Origin of the sequence: Paraburkholderia sp. J12 (genome assembly GCF_905220215.1) — a bacterium.
Classification (GTDB): Bacteria; Pseudomonadota; Gammaproteobacteria; order Burkholderiales; family Burkholderiaceae; genus Paraburkholderia.
Window position 1 is genome coordinate 313338 of record NZ_CAJMZC010000004.1, and the last position, 17208, is coordinate 330545.

The window sequence follows — 17208 nt, forward strand, 5'->3', positions numbered from 1 at the left end:
GATATTGGACCTGGCGGCGAGAGCGGCCTATGCTTTGGTTTGCCCGCCCGAAGCGGTTGTCGACACGCTCTCCGGCGCCATTCGTCCCGTGAAGGAGCCGCTTGCATGTCCACCGTCCCACACCATTCCCCGCCGTCTGCCAATATCGCTCGCGGCGCAAGCGGGGCTCTCGTCGAAACGCTACGGAAGGTAGCCGGCCACCCATACGTGCTGACCGGCGACGAAGCCACGCGGCGCTATCGCACCGGGTTTCGCTTCGGCCAGGGCCGGGTGGCGGCCGTGGTGCGCCCCGGTTCCCTGATAGAGCAGTGGAAAGTGCTCGAAGCGTGTCTTGCCGCCAACGCGATCGTGATCTCGCAGGCGTCGAACACGGGGCTCACCGGCGGCTCGACGCCCGATGGCGACGACTACGACCGCGACATCGTGATCGTCAGCATGTCGCGCATGCGCAAGGTCTACGTGATCGAAGGCGGCAAGCAGGTGGTCTGCCTGCCGGGATCGACGCTCGACCAGCTCGAGCAGACGCTCAAACCGCTCGGCCGCGAACCGCATTCGGTGATCGGCTCCTCGTGTATCGGGGCTTCGGTGGTGGGCGGAGTCTGCAACAACTCGGGCGGCGCGCTCGTGCAGCGCGGGCCCGCCTATACGGAAATGAGCGTGTTCGCGCGCGTGGATGCAGCGGGGCGACCCGAACTCGTGAATCACCTGGGCATTCGCCTCGGCAATACGCCCGAAGAAGTGCTCGGCCGTCTGGATCGCGGCGAATTGCCGGAAGGCGACATCGAGCGCGATGCGGGCGCCGCATCGGATCACGGCTACGCCCAGCACGTGCGCGATATCGACGCCGATACCCCCGCGCGCTACAACGCGGATCCGCTGCGCCTCCACGAAGCTTCCGGATCGGCGGGCAAGGTGATGGTCTTCGCGGTGCGTCTCGATACGTTTCCGATCGAAGCGGGCGCGAAGGTGTTCTATATCGGCACGAACGAGACGGCCGAACTCACCGAACTGCGCCGCCATATTCTCTCGGCGATGCCGGCCCTGCCCATTGCCGGCGAATACCTGCACCGCGATGCGTTCGACGTGGCCGAGCGCTACGGCAAGGACACGTTCCTGATGATCCAGTACCTGGGCACGAAACGCCTGCCGGCGCTGTTCGGTCTGAAGAGCCGCTGCGATGCGTTCTTCGATCGGCTGGGTTTCCTGCCGGCCCATTTCACGGACCGCGTGATGCAGGCGGCGAGCCGCCTCTTTCCCGGACATCTGCCCGCGCGGATGAAAGACTATCGCAATCGCTACGAACACCATCTCATGCTGAAGGTCGGCGCCGCGATGGTGGACGAAACACGCGCTTATCTGAAGCAGTACTTCGCCAGCGCGAGCGGCGACTTCTTCGAATGCACCGACGCAGAGGGCGACAAGGCTTTTCTGCACCGCTTCGCGGCGGCGGGCGCGGCAGTCCGTTATCGCGCCGTGCATGGCGACGAAGTGGAGGACATCGTCGCGCTCGACATCGCACTGCGGCGCAACGACCGCGCATGGTTCGAGCACTTGCCGGAGGCGGTCGAGCAGCCCATTGCGATCAAGCTTTACTACGGGCACTTTCTTTGCCACGTCTTCCACCAGGACTACATCGTGCGCAAGGGTAACGACTGCCTCGCGCTGGAGCACGAGATGTGGAAGCTGCTCGACGCGCGCGGCGCCGAGTATCCCGCGGAACACAACGTGGGGCATCTCTACTATGCGAAACCTGCGCTGAAGGCCTTCTACGAGGGCCTCGATCCGTGCAACTGCTTCAACCCGGGCATCGGCCACACTTCGAAGTTCGCGCACTACCGCGAGACTGCCGAATAAGGCAAAACGGCGGCATCGTGCCGCCGTCCCGTTCCCGTACAACGCAATTCGACCTAGCCGGCGGTGCTGACCGGCAGCCAGCCGTTCTTGGCGCTCGCTTCGGTTAGTTGCTTCACGATCGATTTTGCGAGCTTGGCCGTGTCGGCGGAAACGGCATCGTGTTTCGCTTCGGAAACGCCGTGCAAACCGCCGCTCACGGCCACCGACGTCGCGACCTGACCCGCCGCCGCGCCGATACCCGCGGTTTCGGCTACACCGGGCATATGGCCGCTGTCGGCGTTGGCCGAGAACGTAGCGAGCGGCTGCGGCGTGCCATAGGCCGGCTGATACAGCACGGCCACCGAAGCACCCACTTCGCTCTTGCCTGCGCCGAGTCCGATCAGAATGCGGCGCCGGCGATTGCCCGCGTCGATCTTCTCGAACTGGCCTTCGATGATCAGCGCATTGCGGCCCGCGGGAGCGGGGCCGTCCACGCGCATGGCGGGCACGCCCATCGACTGAAGCTGCTGCACGAGGGTATCGGCGAGCTGTTCGCGGGCGGCGAGTGCGGTTTGCTGCTTTTGCGCCGCAGAGGTGCCGTCTCCCGCCGACATGAGTTTCTTCACCATTCCGCCTTCGTCGAGCTTGACCTGGTCCGCGGCGGCGTCGAAAGCATAGACATAAACGATCTCGGCCTTTACCGGCGGCAGCGCACCGGACGTCTGCACTTCGGGCATCGCCGAAGCGCAACCGGCGCTGAAGAGCGAGCCGGCGATCACGGCGGTACCCGCAAGACGCTTTGCCTTGATGACGAGGAATTGGAAAGAGGTGTTCATGTCGATGTCCGTTGCCTGAGTGGCCTGAATGACCTGAGTGAGTGGGCGAATATACGGTGCCGATAATCGCCAGTTAATCAGGATCGCGAACTATCGGGGAGTGTTGCTTCGTGCATCCGGGCCACCGGGGCCGGCATCGTTTCGCAACGCTCAGGCGCAAGTATGAAGGCGGCTGCCCGAACACGCCACGCGCAAATTATGTCGTTTCATGTCATCCGCACGGTCGTGCGCGAATGCGCGCGTGCTCAGGCGTGGCCGTTCGGCGGGGGCGAGGCGGGCGGGTCCAGCGGCAGCGCGACGCGCGCCTCGAGGCCGCCGCCCTCGCGGTCGTGGAACGTGAGCGAGCCGCCGTGCAGGCGGGCGATGCGATCGACGATGGCGAGGCCGAGGCCCGTGCCGCCCGAGTGGGTACGTTGATTAGAACCCCGACTGAAGGGCGCTTTGAGCCTTTCCATCTCGGCGGCGCCGATGCCCGTGCCGCGGTCGCACACGGCAATGTGAGCCGCGCTTTCGTCAGACCACGTGCGCACCGCGAGGCCGGTTTGCGCGTAGGCAACCGCATTTTGCATCAGGTTCATCAACAGCCGCATCACGGCGACCGGGCGGAACGGGAAGGGGGGAATGGGGCCTTCGTCGAAGTCGAATTCGTGCCCCAGCCCGGCGAAATCGGCCACGAGCTGGCCGGCGAGCGTGTTGATGTCGCCCACCTGAAGCGGCTCGCGCTCGCCGCTGCCGGCGTAGTCCATGAACTGCTGCAGGATCGTGTCGATGTGATCGAGATAACCCTCCGACGAAGCCACCAGCGCGTCGTGGGTACCGCGCGGCAGGGCCATGGCGATGGCAAGGCGCAGCTTCGTGAGCGGAGTGCGGATATCGTGCGAGACGCCGGCCAGCATCAGCGCGCGCGTGGTTTCGGCCTGCTGCAACGCCTCGGTCATCTGGTTGAAGGCGCGGCTCACCTGGGCGATCTCGGTCGGGCCGTCGGTGGGCAGCGGCGGCGGGGGGTCTCCGGCGCTCACGCGGCGCGCCGCGCGCGCGAGGTCGGCGAGCGGCCGGTTCAGATGCAGCTGGATCAGGTAGCCGGTCAGCGCGGCCAGCACCGCGAGCAGGAGCGACAGCGCGAGCGTGGTCGCGATGCCGGCCGCCTGCGCGTCGGGGACCATCGGCATCGGCATCCACGCGGGCTCGCCGGAGATGTGCAGGCGAATCCACAGGCGCTGATCGGAACCCGCCTCCCACAGCACGGGCATGTCGGCGGGCAGATGGCGTCGCAGGTCGGCGATGAATACGTCGCGCTGCCACGTGCGGAAGAAGGTCAGAACGCTCACCGGTTCCGCGGGCGGCGCGGGCGGTGTTTCGCGCTGCGCGTGCAGGCGCGCGGCGGCGACGCGGCCTTCGTCGGGCGGCATTCGCGCTACCGCGTCGTCGAGCAGGGTCACGTAATCGGCGAAAATCACCGCGGCGCGCTCGATGCGCGGCCGCTGCACGAAATGCAGCAGCACGGCGAGCGAGCAGATCTGCGCAAGCGCGACGAGCGCCACGAGCAGCGCGATATTGCGCGCGAGGAGCGAACGCGGCAACGGGATGCGCATCACGCCTCGACGCCGGCCACGAGCATGTAGCCGACGCCCCAGACCGTCTTGATGAAGCGCGGCTTCGAGGGATCGTCTTCGACGATCTGGCGCAGCCGCAGGATCTGTACGTCCACGCTGCGGTCGAGCGCGTCGTGATCGCGTCCGCGCGCCCGCGCGAGCAGGTTTTCGCGGCTCACGGCGCGGTTGGGCGAAGAGCCGAGTGCGTGCAGCAGCAGCATCTGCGCGGAATGCACCTCGATGCTTTCGCCGTTGCGCATGAGCGCCTGCTTGCCCACGTCGAACGTGAAGTCGCCGAAGCGCAGCACCTGCGAGGTCACGGTCGGCTCGCCCGCCGCCATTCTCTGGCGGCGCAGCAGCGCGCGGACGCGGGCGACCAGTTCGTCGGGCAGGAAGGGTTTGGCGAGGTAGTCGTCGGCGCCGGTTTCGAGGCCGACCACCTTGTCGGCGGCGTCGCCCTTTGCCGTGAGCATGAGGATGGGCAGCGTCTGCCCTTCGGCGCGCAGGCGCCGGCAGACCGTGAGGCCGTCTTCGGGCTCCATCATCAGGTCGAGCACGAGAAGGTCGTAGGGTTCGCGCTGCAGCAGCCGGTCGAGCCGCTTGCCGTCCGCCACCGCGCGCACCTGGAAGCCGTGGCCGCTCAGAAAGCGCTGGAGCATGTTGCGCAACTCCGCTTCGTCGTCCAGCACGATGATCCGGTGTGCCTGCTCCATCGATGCTCTCCTCGCAGGTGCTTCACAGGTGCCTCGCAGGTGCGTGTTCAACAACCTGCGGCCGGTTTTAACCGCCCTGGCGGGCCGCTGCCTTCTGGCGCATGAAGTCCTCGATCTGCGCCAGCGTGACATAGCCCTGCTGTTGCGTGTCGATCTCGTCGAAATGCCGGGCCACCATCGGCATGCCTGCCTGGGCCTGGGCGCGCGTCAGCCTGCCGTCGTGTGTGATGTTCGCGCCGGCGAAGCGCGCCTGCAACTGGGACATCGCCTGTTCGATACGCTCGCCGTCTGCGCCCGGGGCGGGCATGCCCTGGGCCGAGGCGGCTGCTGAAACGATACACAAAACGAGCAGGGCAATCATCTTCTTCATGGTTTTCTCCGTGGGGTGGCCGGCATCTCTTGCCGGCCGGGTTGGGTTGAAAGGGAACGTTGCTGCCGTATTCGGATCAGGCCCAGTGCGCGGGCACCCAGACGCCACCGGCCCAGTGGCCCGGCACCCAGATGGCGGGACGCGGCGCGGGCGCCACGTAGATGCCGCGCGGCGCGACGTACACGGGCTGGGGCAGCGGGCGCGCCACGTACACGATGCGCGGTGCGGGCGGCGCGACGTAGACGACTTTCGGCGCGGGGGGCGGCGGCGCGACGTAGAGCGTTTTCGGCGGCGGGACCACCACTGCCACCGGCTTCGGCGGGGGCGGCGCCACATACACGGTCGTTGCCGGAGGCGGCGGTGCGACCACCACCGGGGGCGGCACCACCGCCACGCCTACCGTCGCCACCGAGCCCGTTGCAACCGTGCTGCCGTGCACCACGGTCGTCCCGCCCGTGGTCACCGTGCCGCCGTGCACGACCGTCGTGCCGCCGGAGGTGGTCACCACACCGGGTGCCACGCGCGTGGCGCTGCCCGAATGCGTGACCGTGCCGCCGTCCGTGCCGGTGACGGTGCCCGAGCGGTTGCAGGTGGAGCCCGCGCAATCGGTTGCGGCCGAATGGCTCACCGTGTTGCCGCCCGATCCCGTGATCGTGCCCGACGACGAGTACTGGCCCGGCGCCGTGCGCGTGACGCTTCCCGAAGTCGAGGCGCTGTGCCCGTCGGACCCGGTCAGCGTGCCGGTGTGCGAGCAGGTGCCGCCTGCGCAGCTCGTGTCGCCCGAGTGATCCACCGAGCGGCCGTTCGGGCCGACCGCGGTGCCGCTGTTCGAGAACTGGCCGGGTGCCGTGCGCGTGACGGTGCCGGTGTTGGTGGCAACGCCGCCCCATGGGCCGACGGCGCCGCCCGCATGCGAGCAGCTGCCGCCGCCGCACGAGCCCCAGTGCGCGCCGCTATAGGTGCCGTGCGGCGTGTAGGCGGTGCCGTGGCCGGACCAGCCGGCGAAGGCCGGTGCGCTCGCGAAGGCGAGCAGCGAAAGGGCAGCGGCGGCGAGAGTACGGGTCTTCATCAGCGGTCCTTGCGATTCGTTTCGGGGCACGCGATTGCGTGTCAGCGGGACGAACTATAGGACCGGGGCGCGCGCCAGTCGCGTCATAAACCATGTCGCGGTGTTACACCACCGGGCGCGGCTTTTACCAGACGATTCGCCGCTTCAGTTGGCGCAAGGCCGGCGCTGCCGCCTGTGCCGCAGCGCCGGCAGGCCTGAACGGGCGTGTTTCGAGAACCGGCACGGCGCGAGCGGGCGCCGCGATGACATACGGCGACATATCTTGCGCGTGGTTTTTCGCGGGCCGCGCTTCTAGAGTGCGTCTCATCCGGCGCGCCGGCGGTCCGATCCGCTCACGACACGCCTCTTTCAACCGACAAAAGAAACGCACCATCATGCTTATCACCGAAAAAATCGCGTACTCCGTGACGGCGTTCGTCATCGCCGTCTCGCTGATCGAGGCCTGCGTGCTCACCTGGCGAAGCCGGCGCGGTGGCGCGCCGTTCGACTGGAGCGAAGTGTGGCTCTCGCTTGCCGACATGGCCGGGCGCAAGCTGTTCGCACTCCTGCCCATTTCGCTCGCCCTGCCGATCCTCGATTTCGTCTGGGCGCATCGCCTTTTCACGCTGGATCTTCCGTTCCTGCCGCTCGTGCTCGTCATCTTCATCGGCCAGGAGTTCTGCTACTACGGGTATCACCGCGCCTCGCACCGCATCCGCTTCTTCTGGGCGACCCACGCCGTGCATCATTCGCCGAACCAGTTGTCGCTTTCGTCCGCGTACCGGCTCGGCTGGACCGGCAAGCTCACCGGCCCCGCGATGTTCTTTGCCCCGCTCGTATGGGCAGGCGTGCGGCCCGAAGTCGTGCTCTCCATTCTGGGGCTCAACCTGCTCTATCAGTTCTGGCTGCACAACACCTGGATACCGAAGCTCGGCTGGCTCGAATACGTGTTCAACACGCCTTCGGCCCATCGCGTGCATCATGCTTCGAATGTCGATTACCTCGATGCGAACTATGGCGGCGTGCTGATCGTGTTCGATCGCCTCTTCGGCACCTATGTGGCCGAACGTGCCGAAGAGCCGTGCCGCTACGGGCTCGTCACACCCACACGCTCGCGCAATCCCTTCGTGGTCGAGTTCGAGCACTGGGCGAGCCTCGTGCGCGATGTCGTCAAGGCGAAAAATCTCTGGACGGCCGTGCGGCATGTCGTCATGCCGCCGGGCTGGCTCCCGGACGGCAAGGGGGAAGCGACCGAGGAATTGCGTCTCGCGCAGCGTCGTGCCCGGATGTCATTCGTGCCCGTGAATCGCGCTGCGCTCATACCTGCACAGAGCGAGCGCTTGAATCGAACGGCCCGCTCGCGTAAGGTGCGCGCGTAGGGCGGCCAGCCGGCCGCCGCGATCGACTCGAATGGATTCGCATATGGAAACCGGTGTGAAGGGAAAAGTAGTCGCCATTACGGGTGGTTTTGGCAACCTCGGTGTGGCCACGGCAGCGTGGCTCGCCGCACGCGGAGCACGCGTGGCGCTCATCGGGCACGGCGCGGCGCCGGCGCCCGATGCGTTGCCCGAGGGCCTGGGCGACGCGCTCGTCATCGGCGGCGTGGACCTGGCGGATGCCGCGGCGGCGCGTCAGGCGCTCGATACCGTGAACGCCCGGCTCGGCAGCCTCGACGCGCTGCTCAACATCGCCGGCGCATTTCGCTGGGAAACGGTGGCGGACGGCGATCCCGCCACCTGGGACCTGATGTTCGAGCTCAATGTGAAAACGGCGCTGAACGCGTCGAGGGCGGCGCTGCCGCATCTGTTGCGCAGCGCCGCAGGGCGGATCGTGAATATCGGCGCGGGGGCAGGCCAGAAGGCAGGGCTCGGCATGGGCGCTTATGCGGCGGCGAAAGCCGGCGTGGCGCGTTTGACCGAAGCGCTGGCCGAGGAGCTCAAGGACAAGGGTGTGACCGTGAACGCGATCCTGCCGAGCATCATCGATACGCCGCAGAATCGCAAGGACATGCCCGATGCGGATTTCACGCGCTGGGTCGCGCCCGCCGAGATTGCCGCGCTCATCGGCTTCCTGCTGTCGGCCGATGCGCGCGCGATTACGGGCGCGTCGATTCCGGCGAACGGGCGCGTATGAGTTGAGCGCAGCGGCACGGCCGCTGCGCGAGCCGGGCTGCTGGCGCGTTCAGTGGCCGTGGCCGCCCATGCCTCCCATCCCGCCGTGGCTGCCGCCTTGCCATTCGCCGCCGCCGCCGTGGGAACCGCCGCCATGCCAGCCGCCGCCGTGCCAACCGCCGCCGTGCCAGCCCCCATGCCAATGGGGGTTGCCGTGCCACCAGTAGCCGCGATAGTAGTAACCTCCACCGCCGCCGCCCCAGATGCCGATGCTCGCGTCACCCGGGTAGTAGCCGTAGCCATAGGGGTAGGGATAACCGTATCCGTAGTCGGGGTAGCCATTGCCGTCGTAATACGGATAGCCATAGCCCGGCCAGGGCGCGACAGCGCAGCCGCCCAGAATGGCTGCCGCCGCGAGTGCTGAAATTAGCCGCAACACAATCGTCTCCGTTAGTCCTTTAGCTTGGAAAGCCAGCTTCAGGGTCGGGTTCAAGCAGAATTGTGTCGCAAGTTTACCGGCTCGCGCAGCGGCACGCAGAAACGGGCCGGATCGTCAGGAAACCGACAGCTTCGAGGCCTGCTCCGCAGCTTTCTTCGCGTCGCGCTTTGCAGCGAACCGATCGACGAGCCACACGGCGACGATCGTCGCGCCCATCAGCGGAAACACGATGCCGAGTACGACGAGGCCCGCTTTCCACGCCCGCATGGGCGGTGCGGCGCGCTCCCGTGCGGGCGCGCCGAGCCCATCGGCCATGCCGTTTACGCGTGCGGGCCGGCGCTGCCACCACATCACGAAACCCGTTACGGCAAGCGCGCAGAGCCCCATCGAAATCGCCGCGCAGATCAATTGATTCAGGAAACCGAAATATCGGCCCATGTGCAGCGAAGTGCCGTAAGAGATCGCCTGGGATACCGAACCATAATTTTCGTAGCGGATGTCCTTGAGAACGCTGCCGTTGTACTGGTCGATATAGACGGTGCGCTCGTCGCGCGGGTCCGCGGGAAAATACGACACCGTATAGACCCCCGTGGACGAAACAGGCAGCGCGATGTCATAGCCGCCTGGCACGCCCAGTGCGCGCATCTGCGACATCACCTGGTCGAGCGTCCAGCGCGGCGTGTCCGCATGGTCGGGGTGTGCCGTATCGGCTGCCTGCGGCACCGGCACGGCGCCCACGGCCCACGGGACGTTGGGTAGCGGCAGATCGTCCATCACCATGCCGGGCATGGAACTCATGTCGTGGCCCGCGTGCTCATCGGTGCCGATGGCTGCGCCGCCACCGGGCACGATGGACTTCATCGACGGATCGCTGCCCCAGGAACCGGCGGGAGCGCCGAAGTTGGCGCGCGTTGCGAGCGCCTTGAACTGCTTGCCCCACGAACCGGTCCACGGCAGCCCCGTGACGACGAACGCGAACGCGCCCACCGCGAGCCAGATGCCGATGACCCCATGCAGCCGCTTCCAGAAAAGCCGGCCGCCCGGTGCCCGACGGGCGGGCCGCGGCAGTGTCAGCGCGGCGCGCCACGACGCCCCCGCGCGCGGCCACCAGAGCGCGACACCCGTGGCGATCATCACGAGGGTCCAGCACGCGGCCAGTTCCATCAGCAGCTCGCCGGTCTTGCCGAGCAGCAGCTTGCGATGCAGCATGCGGTCGATCTGCATGAAGCGCCGCTCGGCATCGAGGGTGCCCAGCACGGCGCCGGTGTACGGGTTCACGTACACGCTTTCCTTGACGCCGCCGGGCAGCGCGAAGGCGAACTCCGCGCTGCGTGCGGGATTCGCGTCGACATGTGCGCGGATCGCTCGCGCCCCAGCGGGCACGGCGGTGCGGGCGCGGGCGAGCAGGGCATCGGCGGGCAGCCGCGGCACGGCCATGGGCTCGACCACGAGGCGTTGCGGATACAGCAGCGGCTCGATCTGCGGCTGGAAGCAATAGATCGTGCCGGTGATGGCGAGCACGATCAGAAACGGCATGACAAAGAGCCCGGCATAGAAGTGCCAGCGCCACAGCGTACGATAGCCGGGATGAACGGCGCCGGCGGGGCGTGCGGGACGCGCAGCGCGGGTTGCGGAAGCGGACATCGGATGTTCCTCTCGAAGTTCGGGCAAGGTTCGGTGTTTAGGTATCCTCAAGCGTTCAGCATCGCTCAGAGACGCAACTTCGCCTCGCAGTAAAACGTGCGGCCCGGATACGGGTGATAGACGAAGTAGCGTTCGTCGAAAAGGTTGTCGATGCCCACGCCGATTTCGCTCGTTTTCGTCGGCCGGAACGTGAATTTCACGTCGGCGACCGTGTAGCTGCTCGTGCCGCCGAACACGTACGGGTTCGTATCGACGTTGGTGAGCGTGTTGTACTGACGCCCCGAATAGCGGACGCCCGCCGTGAGCGCCGTGCGCGCATCGAAGCGCCACGTGGCGACGAGATTCGCGCGCCACAGCGGTATGCGGTAGAAGTACTTGCCCACGCTCGCCGGGTTCTGCGCGTTCTCCAGAATCTTCGACTGCGTGTACGCTACGCTGGCCGCGAGGTCGAGACCGTTCAGGAGTACGTCCTGTCCCTGGTAACTCGTTTCCACGCCGCGCGAGCGTACCTTGCCGATGTTCTGGAAGTTCGTGACGTTCGGAATGACGGTCGTATCGGTCTGGCTGAAGATCGTGTTCTTCACGTCGTCCTGGAAAAGCGAGAAGCGGAAGAGTCCGTTCCAGTGGGCCCATTCGGCGGTCAGCTCCTTCGAGAGATCGTCTTCGGGGCGCAGGTTCGGGTTGTTGTTCACGATCGACGAGCCGTTTATCTGCCCCTGGAACAGTTCGCTCACAGTCGGAAAGCGGTACGCGCGGCCGATCGAGGCGCGCAGCGTGAGGTCGTCGGTGACGTCGAACGAGAGCGAGGCCTTGGGCGAGACGTGCTGGTCGCTTGCGTTCGCATACGGCACCGTCGAGGCGCCCAGCGCCTGGTAGCCGTCGTAGGCGCGCCAGTTTTCCCAGCGCAGGCCGTAGACGAATTTCCAGCGCGGCAGGAAGCGCCAGGCGTCCTGGGCATAAAGCGCCTGGGTCTGTGTCTTGCCCGAGAACGCGTTCGCGAAGCTGCCCGCGCCGCCGTCGCGCCACGCGAGCGTGTTGAACGTGCGGTTGTCGAGGAAGTAGTTGTCGTAGTGATAGCCGAACGTCAGCCAGTGCGCACCGAGTCCTGCATCGGGCGTGGCAGGCGTCCACGTTGCCTTCAGGTCGAGCGTTTTCCAGCCCGTGCCGTCGCCGAACGTCACGACACCCGGACCGTCGCCCGGTCCTCCCTGGCTGGCCGTGCGCGCGACGCTGTTCGATACATCGTAGTACGAAGCAGTGGCCTCGGCGTTCCAGCCGCTCGCTTGGTGCGTGCGCAGCGTGGCGCCATACAGCCAGTTTTCGCTCCAGCCGCTGCTGGGCGCGAGCGCGGCGGCCGGTATGTTGTACTCGTAGCCGTCGATCGCAACCTTGCCGCTGTACACGGGGTTGCCGTTCGCGTCGTAGAGGAACGTGGAGGCGCTGCTGTTGTAGCTCTGGTGCCAGTAGCCGAGCGTCAGGCCGCCCTGCACGGTGGGCGTGAAGTCGTACTGCATGCGCAGCTTGAGCTGGTCCTGGATCGTGTGCTCGATGCCTTCGCCATTCACGCCCAGCACCACAGTTCGCGCATTCGTCTGGTTGTTGTAGAAGTACGCGCCGTGCACGGGTATGTCGCCGGGTTTGGCCGGCGTGCTCGACTGGGCGAGCGTGGCGAACTGCAGCGGCTGGCTCGTGTTCTCGAGATGGTTCACGCCGAGCAGGTACGAGAAATGGCCGATGCGGTCGCCGATCGAGGCGCTCGTTTCGCTGCCGTTGAAGTTCTGGTTCACGCCGAAGAGGCTGAAGTGCTGCGTGAAGCCCTTGACGTCGGCGGTGGCCTCGAACTCTTTCGGCATGCGCGTGGTGATCAGCACCGTCGCGCCGAGCGAGTTGCCCGGATAAAGCGCCGAATAGGGACCGTAGATCACGTCGACCTGCTGGATCTGGTCGGGGAACACCATCGACCAGCGCGGCGGAAACGAGTAGCTGTTGCCGAGCAGGTTCGAGAGCAGGAGGCCGTCCGCATAAACGAGCCCGCGCGCGCTTTGTGTGTTGCTCGTGCCGCGCACCGCGATGATCGAGTTGAGGTCGCCGATGAAGCGCTTGCGCACCGCGAGGTTGGGCAGGTACTTCAGCACGTCTTCGGTGTTGACGACGTTCCAGTTCTGGAATTGTGCCGGCGTGACGGTTTCGACCGTGGCGGGCAGGTTCGGATCGACGGCGGGCGTGGGCGCGCCGCTCGGGGCGCTGGCTGAGGCGCTCACCGTGACGGTGGGCAGGGTCGCGACATCGGCTGCGGTGGTTTCCGCTCGCGCGCCTGACGCTGCGAAGGAGAGGGCAAGAGATAGTGGCAGCGGCAGCAGGCCGAGCGGCGCGCTCGCGGTGAGGGCGAGGCGGGCGTGGCGCAGCGCGCGCGGCACGACGCGCTCGCGCAGGCGAGCGCAGCCGCCGCGCGGATAAGGCGTAAGCATGAAAGGGTTTCCGGTTGCGATGGGCGAGCGGCCGTGCACGCCCAGGCGCGATCAGCGGATCAGGCGGGCGTGCGGCAACGGCCGGTGACGGCAGCGGTCAGGAAACGAGGGGTGGCCCGCGTGGACGCCCGGACGGGAAGGCGCCGAGCGGCGTGAAGCGAGTGGACAGCGCGGCAACGCTGGCAACGCGGATGAGCGGCGTAGCGGCCAGTTGCGGCGGCGCGATGGCGGTCATCGCAGTCTGGTGCTGGAGCAGATGGCAGTAGCCGCAGGCGCCGAAGGCATCGTCGTGCGAGAGATGCGTGGCCGCCGTATCGGGCTGGCTGGCCGAGCACAGCGCGAACATGGCGTCCGGCTCGTGTGCGCGGTGCGCCTCCACGAGCTGGCTCGCGAGCGGCGCAAGCACGATGAGCCACATGGCGACGAGGCCAAGCCATGCGGTCAGCAGTGCGCGCTTGCGTGAAGTCATGACAGTGAAAGGAAAATCGCGGCGAAGTGTAACACGGTGTATCGCACGCGCGCGCGGCTTCCCGTCGCGAGCAGCGCGATCCGCGTCGCGAACACGCGGCGTTTGCGCCCGACGCCCGAGTGCGTTTGCCCCGGGTTTTCACGGAGAGCGGCGAACTCGCTATGCAGCCGGGGGTCTTAACCCGCCAAAGACGGGCAGGCGCGGCCGTTGCGGCGATTTCTGCAGGCCGGCGGCCCGCCGCGTTATGCTGTGCCCCTTCCCCGGGCGAGCGCTCGCGCATGCGGCCAGCGCCGCCGGCCCGGAAGGGAATTGAAGCAACTGAAATCGACTTCTACAGGGACACCGTTATGCGCCGACGCCAATTTCTCCTTCATTCCAGCGCCGCTCTCGCTACGGCGGGTCTTGCCCTCGCGGGCTGCACCACCACGACGCCCGGCGGCGGCGACCTCGAAGCCCAGAACGCAGCGAAGCGCCAGAGCATCGACGCGGACGTGGACGCCACGCTCTCCCGGCTCTACGGCAAGGTGGGCGGCTCGCGTGAACTGCTTTCGAAGGCGAGCGGCGTGCTCGTGTTTCCGGGTGTGATTTCGGCCGGCTTCTGGATCGGCGGCCAGTACGGCACCGGCGCACTGCGCGTGGACGGCCGCACGACAGGCTATTACAGCACCGTGGGCGGATCGTTCGGTCTGCAGATCGGTGCGCAGTCGCAGGCCATCATCTTCGCGTTCATGAATCGCGAGGCGCTGGACCGCTTCCTGAGCAGCCAGGGCTGGTCGGCGGGGGCCGATGCCACGGTGGCGCTCGTGACCGTGGGCGCGAACGGCAATGTGGATACCTCCACCGTCACGAGCCCCGTCGAAGCCTTCGTGCTGACCAACGCCGGATTGATGGCCGGCATTTCGCTGGAAGGCGTGAAGGTGTCGCGCCTCGTCATCTGAGACGGGACGCGCGCCGTAATAGCCACATGCACACCCCCATGCGCACTTATAGTCAGCGGCACAAGATCCGGTTTTCCGAATGCGATCCGGCCGGCATCGTGTTCTATCCGCAGTATTTCATCCTGTTTAACGACCTGATCGAGTCGTGGATCGACTCGCTCCTGCCCGACGGCTATCACGGCGTGATTGGCACGCGCCGCATCGGCATGCCGACCGTGCATCTCGAAGCGGACTTCAAGGCGATCAGCAAGATGGGCGAGGAAGTCGTGCTCTCGCTCGACGTCGAGCGGCTGGGCGAGAAGTCGCTCACGCTCGCCTGGGCCTGCACCGGCGCAGACGGCGTCGTGCGCATGGCGGCGCGCCAGACCATCGTAACGACTTCGCTCGACACGCATCGGGCCATTGCGATTCCCGACGATCTGCGCGCCGCCATCGAGCGCTAGCCAGACCACGTTCTGCCGCGGACCGCCGCGGCTTTTGCCTACGCCGCCAGCGCGGCCTGCAGGTGGGCGAAGACCCGCTCGTCGGTGCGCTCGAAGTGCAACGGCGTGACGCAGACGCGGCCCGAGTTGACGACTGCCGTTTCCGTATCCGGACCGTTCTCGCGCGGACCGCGATTGAAGCGCAGCCAGTGATAGTCGATGCCGCGCGGATCGATCTGCGGCACCACGTCGATTCCCTGCACGAGGCCCACGCCCTGGCGCGTGACGGTGAGCGGGCCGGCCGCGCTCGCGTCGATATCGGGAAAGTTCACGTTCAGGCACACGGGCGCATCGTGGGCGACGGCCGTGAGGCGCCGGATCGTCTCCGGTGCGAGCGCGCGCGCCGTATCCCAACGCACCCGCTCGCCGTCGCGGAAGGTCTGGCTGAGCGCGATCGAAGGCACGCCGAGCAGCAGGCCGGTCATGGCCGCGCCCACCGTTCCGGAAAACATCGTTTCCACACCGAGATTGCCGCCGCGATTGATGCCCGAGAGCACGAAGGTGGGCCGCACGTCGCCCATCAGATGCCGCACGGCCATCACCACGCAGTCGCCGGGCGTGCCGAGCACGCCGAAACGCCGCTCGCCGCGACGGGTAACGCGCAGCGGCGAGTGCAGACTGATGGAATGCGAGGTGCCGCTCTGATCGTGTTCCGGCGCCACGACCCATACTTCGTGCGCCAGTTCGGCCGCGACGGCTTCGAGCACGGCGAGGCCAGGCGCGTCGATACCGTCGTCGTTGGTCAACAGCACGCAGGGGAGTTTCTGATCGGAAACGGACATGGCGGATCTCTTCGCGAAGGGGAGTTCGGGGAACCGCCATTATTCCAGAGTGAGACCACGGCCGCCTCACGGGCCTGCGCGATGCGGAGCGATTTCCGGACGGGCTCGCGTAAGCTTTCCGGCTTCCGCGCTAGACTGGCGACCACGCTGCGGTCCCCGCCGAGAGAGCGGGGCTGCTCAAGCCCGAAACCGGCGCCCTGTACGGCGCCCGCCAAAAGGAGAACACCGTGAAGCCGCAAGACACGCCGGATATTGCCCGCGTTCTCTTTGTCGTCGCCATTCTGTGCGCCCTGACGATCGGCTCGCTCTATGTGATGCGCCCGTTCATTCCCGGGCTCATCTGGGCGACCACCATCGTCGTCGCCACCTGGCCCGCGATGCTCGCCGTCCAGCGCCGCTGCGGCAACCGCCGCTGGATCGCCACGCTGGTCATGCTGGTGATCCTGCTGTTCGTGATCGTCCTGCCTCTCTACGAAGCCATTTCGACGCTCGCGCAGCACGGCGGCGACATCATGCAGCTGATCCGCAGCCTGCCCGACTACACGCTCGCGCCGCCGCCGGACTGGATCCACGACGTACCGGTGGTCGGCGCGCGCATCGCGGACAAGTGGCAGACGCTCTCCGATGCCGGTCCCGGCGGTCTGCTCGCCCAGCTGGAGCCGTATGTGTCGATCGCCGCGCACTGGTTGATCGGCCACGCCGCTTCGGTAGGCGTGTTCGTGATTCACATGTTCGTGACGGTGATCATCACCGGCGTGCTCTACAGCCAGGGGGAGCACGCGGGCGCGTACATCACGCGCTTTGCGAATCGCATTTCCCCGCAATACGGCAGCGAGGCCGTGCGTCTCGCTGGGGCATCGATTCGTGCGGTCGCGCTCGGTATCGTGGTGACGGCGGTGATCCAGTCGGCACTCGGCGGCATCGGGTTGTGGGTGGCCGGCGTACCCGGCGCGGGCGTGCTGACTGCCGTGCTGCTGATGCTGTGCCTCGCGCAGATCGGGCCATTTCTACCGATGCTCGGCGGCGTGGCCTGGCTCTTCATGCACGACGCGCGAATCGCGGCGATCGTCTTGCTCGTGTGGTACGTGGTGGTCGAACTCGTGGACAAGCTGCTGCGCCCGGTGTTGATCAAGCGTGGCGTCAATCTCTCGATGCTGCTGATTCTTGCGGGCGTACTGGGCGGCTTGTTCGCCTTCGGTATCGTGGGTCTCTTTATCGGGCCGGTGATACTCGCGGTGTCTTCGACACTGCTTTCGGCGTGGATCCGGGAGACGCGGGCGCCGGCTTGAGGAGCGGTGAGGCGCGTTACCGGTAACGTGATTTCGGGGGAGGGCAGCGGGGCTTCGGCGGCAGGTTCTGTTGCCGGAGCACTTCCAGCGTCTTTGGGCTCAGGGATGCGCGCCACAGCGTGGATTTTCTCTAGCAATCGACATTATATGAATAATGTCAAATTTCATCTCTACGATAATTGTATATTTAACGT

16 protein-coding genes are annotated in these 17208 nt (G+C 66.7%); 6 read left to right on the plus strand and 10 right to left on the minus strand.

Going from position 1 to position 17208, the window contains the following annotated elements:
• Positions 1–105: 105 nt before the first annotated feature.
• Positions 106–1854: a D-lactate dehydrogenase gene (gene dld, locus U5760_RS12475; RefSeq protein WP_322012100.1), complete on the plus strand. Its 1749-nt coding sequence runs from the start codon at positions 106–108 to the stop codon at positions 1852–1854.
• A 53-nt stretch (positions 1855–1907) separates the two neighbouring features.
• Here the strand turns inward: dld and U5760_RS12480 are convergent, their stop codons facing one another.
• From U5760_RS12480 to U5760_RS12500, 5 genes are all read right to left on the minus strand, one after another.
• Positions 1908–2669, minus strand: coding sequence for a DUF4410 domain-containing protein (locus U5760_RS12480; RefSeq protein WP_322012101.1), 762 nt, complete (start codon positions 2667–2669; stop codon positions 1908–1910).
• A 245-nt stretch (positions 2670–2914) separates the two neighbouring features.
• On the minus strand, positions 2915–4261 hold the full coding sequence (locus tag U5760_RS12485; protein WP_322012102.1) for an ATP-binding protein: 1347 nt from the start codon (positions 4259–4261) through the stop codon (positions 2915–2917).
• Positions 4261–4974, minus strand: a complete 714-nt coding sequence (locus U5760_RS12490; protein ID WP_322012103.1) for a response regulator — start codon at positions 4972–4974, stop codon at positions 4261–4263. The genes U5760_RS12485 and U5760_RS12490 overlap by 1 nt, the downstream gene beginning before the upstream one ends.
• A gap of 67 nt (positions 4975–5041) precedes the next feature.
• Positions 5042–5344: an EF-hand domain-containing protein gene (locus U5760_RS12495; RefSeq protein WP_322012105.1), complete on the minus strand. Its 303-nt coding sequence runs from the start codon at positions 5342–5344 to the stop codon at positions 5042–5044.
• Positions 5345–5420: 76 nt separating this feature from the next.
• Complete coding sequence (locus U5760_RS12500; protein WP_322012106.1) at positions 5421–6413, minus strand: hypothetical protein; 993 nt, start codon at positions 6411–6413, stop codon at positions 5421–5423.
• Positions 6414–6787: 374 nt separating this feature from the next.
• Between U5760_RS12500 and U5760_RS12505 the strand changes: the two genes are divergently transcribed.
• Both U5760_RS12505 and U5760_RS12510 read left to right on the plus strand, forming a co-directional pair.
• Positions 6788–7771 carry a sterol desaturase family protein gene (locus U5760_RS12505; protein WP_322012107.1) on the plus strand — a complete coding sequence of 328 codons (984 nt, stop codon included), beginning with the start codon at positions 6788–6790 and terminating at the stop codon, positions 7769–7771.
• 43 nt (positions 7772–7814) lie between these two features.
• Entirely contained in the window at positions 7815–8525 is a 711-nt protein-coding gene (locus U5760_RS12510) for an SDR family NAD(P)-dependent oxidoreductase (protein WP_322012108.1), read from the plus strand.
• A gap of 48 nt (positions 8526–8573) precedes the next feature.
• Here the strand turns inward: U5760_RS12510 and U5760_RS12515 are convergent, their stop codons facing one another.
• The 4 genes from U5760_RS12515 to U5760_RS12530 all read right to left on the minus strand — a co-directional run bounded on the left by U5760_RS12515 (position 8574) and on the right by U5760_RS12530 (position 13523).
• Positions 8574–8939 carry a hypothetical protein gene (locus U5760_RS12515; RefSeq protein ID WP_415914088.1) on the minus strand — a complete coding sequence of 122 codons (366 nt, stop codon included), beginning with the start codon at positions 8937–8939 and terminating at the stop codon, positions 8574–8576.
• A gap of 117 nt (positions 8940–9056) precedes the next feature.
• On the minus strand, positions 9057–10586 hold the full coding sequence (locus U5760_RS12520) for a PepSY domain-containing protein (protein ID WP_322012112.1): 1530 nt from the start codon (positions 10584–10586) through the stop codon (positions 9057–9059).
• Between the two features lie 65 nt (positions 10587–10651).
• A complete protein-coding gene (locus tag U5760_RS12525) occupies positions 10652–13054 on the minus strand; it encodes a TonB-dependent receptor (RefSeq protein WP_322012113.1) in 2403 nt (800 codons plus the stop codon).
• A 97-nt stretch (positions 13055–13151) separates the two neighbouring features.
• The gene (locus U5760_RS12530; RefSeq protein WP_322012114.1) at positions 13152–13523 is read right to left on the minus strand and encodes a DUF2946 domain-containing protein; all 372 of its coding nucleotides are present in this window, start codon (positions 13521–13523) and stop codon (positions 13152–13154) included.
• Between the two features lie 347 nt (positions 13524–13870).
• Here U5760_RS12530 and U5760_RS12535 point away from each other — a divergent pair, with 347 nt between their 5' ends.
• Both U5760_RS12535 and U5760_RS12540 read left to right on the plus strand, forming a co-directional pair.
• Positions 13871–14461 (plus strand): YSC84-related protein, encoded by a 591-nt coding sequence (locus tag U5760_RS12535; protein ID WP_322012116.1) that lies wholly within the window; start codon positions 13871–13873, stop codon positions 14459–14461.
• 38 nt (positions 14462–14499) lie between these two features.
• Positions 14500–14904 carry a thioesterase family protein gene (locus U5760_RS12540; RefSeq protein ID WP_322012117.1) on the plus strand — a complete coding sequence of 135 codons (405 nt, stop codon included), beginning with the start codon at positions 14500–14502 and terminating at the stop codon, positions 14902–14904.
• Between the two features lie 38 nt (positions 14905–14942).
• Here the strand turns inward: U5760_RS12540 and surE are convergent, their stop codons facing one another.
• Positions 14943–15725, minus strand: coding sequence for a 5'/3'-nucleotidase SurE (gene surE / locus U5760_RS12545; protein ID WP_322012119.1), 783 nt, complete (start codon positions 15723–15725; stop codon positions 14943–14945).
• Positions 15726–15952: 227 nt separating this feature from the next.
• Between surE and ydiK the strand changes: the two genes are divergently transcribed.
• Positions 15953–17014: an AI-2E family transporter YdiK gene (gene ydiK, locus U5760_RS12550; RefSeq protein WP_322012121.1), complete on the plus strand. Its 1062-nt coding sequence runs from the start codon at positions 15953–15955 to the stop codon at positions 17012–17014.
• The last annotated feature ends 194 nt before the right edge of the window (positions 17015–17208 follow it).